The following is a 1,583-nucleotide window of genomic DNA, read 5'->3' on the forward strand; positions in this document are numbered from 1 at the left end:
GGGAACACGAACACGGCACGGCCGTCCGCACCACCCGCGCTCCCCCGCACCACACCCGCGACCTCACGGCCCTCGGCCAGCGCCTCCAGCCCACCGGCCAGATCGCCCAGCACCACAGCCCGATGCTCGAACACCGAACGGCCGCTCACCAGCGAGAACCCGACGTCCACCGGCGACAGCCCGCCCACGGACGCGGCCAGCCGCTCCGCCTGGCCCCGCAACGCAGCCTCGGACTTCGCCGACACCACCCACGGCACCACCGGCGGCTGAACCAGCGCGACCGGCTCCTCCTCCGGGACGGATACCGGAGCCTGTTCGAGGATCACGTGCGCGTTGGTACCGCTGACCCCGAATGCCGACACACCCGCCCGGCGCGGTTCCTCGGTGTCCGGCCAGGGGGTTGCCTCGGTCAGCAGTTCCACGGCGCCCGCAGACCAGTCGACGTGCGGGGACGGCTCGTCCACGTGCAGGGTGCGCGGCAGCAGACCGTGCCGCATCGCCAGCACCATCTTCATCACACCCGCCACACCGGCCGCGGCCTGCGTGTGACCGATGTTCGACTTCACCGAGCCCAGCAGCAACGGCCGGTCCTGGGGCCGGTCCTGGCCGTAGGTCGCGAGCAGCGCCGTCGCCTCGATCGGGTCACCCAGGGTCGTACCCGTACCGTGCGCCTCGACCGCGTCGACCTCGGTCGAGGACAGGCGGGCGTTCGCCAGTGCCTGGAGGATCACGCGCTGCTGGGAGATGCCGTTGGGCACTGTCAGACCGCTGCTGGTGCCGTCCTGGTTGACGGCTGAGCCGCGAACCACGGCGAGCACGGGGTGACCGTTGCGCTGCGCGTCGGACAGCCGCTCCAGCAGCAGCATGCCCACGCCCTCACCCCAGCCGGTGCCGTCCGCACCGGCGGCGAACGCCTTGCAGCGGCCGTCGGGGGCGAGGCCACGCTGACGGCTGAACTCCACGAAGAGTCCGGGTGTCGTCATGATGGTCACGCCGCCGGCGAGGGCCACCGAGCACTCGCCCTGCCGGAGGGACTGTACGGCCAGGTGCAGGGCCACCAGCGACGACGAGCAGGCCGTGTCCACCGTCACGGCGGGGCCTTCGAAGCCGAAGGTGTACGAGAGTCGGCCGGACATCACGCTGGCCGCGCTGCTGGTGGCGAGGTAGCCCTCGACTCCCTTCGGGGCCTGGCGCAGGGCCTCGATGTAGTCCTGGCCGTTGGTGCCGATGAAGACGCCGGCCTTGCTGCCGCGCACCGAGGCGGGTGCGATGCCGGCTCGTTCCATCGCTTCCCAGCTGGTCTCCAGGAGCAGCCGCTGCTGCGGGTCCATCGCCAGCGCCTCACGCGGCGAGACGCCGAAGAACGCCGGGTCGAAGTCGCCGGCTTCGGACAGGAAGGCGCCTTCCTTCACGTACGAGGTGCCGGCGCGGTCCGGGTCCGGGTCGTACAGGGTGGCGAGGTCCCAGCCCCGGTCGTCGGGGAACTGGGCCACGGCGTCGCCGCCGTCGGCGAGCAGCTTCCACAGCTCTTCGGGTGACGCCACACCGCCGGGGAAGCGGCAGCTCATCCCGACGATCGCGAT

Annotated in this window: 1 protein-coding gene; it reads right to left on the reverse strand. The window is 71.9% G+C overall.

Features of this window, described 5'->3' with window-relative positions; genetic code table 11:
- The coding region (locus GT045_RS15290) for a polyketide synthase (protein WP_161334497.1) at positions 1-1,583 on the reverse strand (1,583 nt) is incomplete at both ends.

It is taken from the genome of Streptomyces sp. SID486, from assembly GCF_009865385.1.
GTDB lineage: Bacteria > Actinomycetota > Actinomycetes > Streptomycetales > Streptomycetaceae > Streptomyces.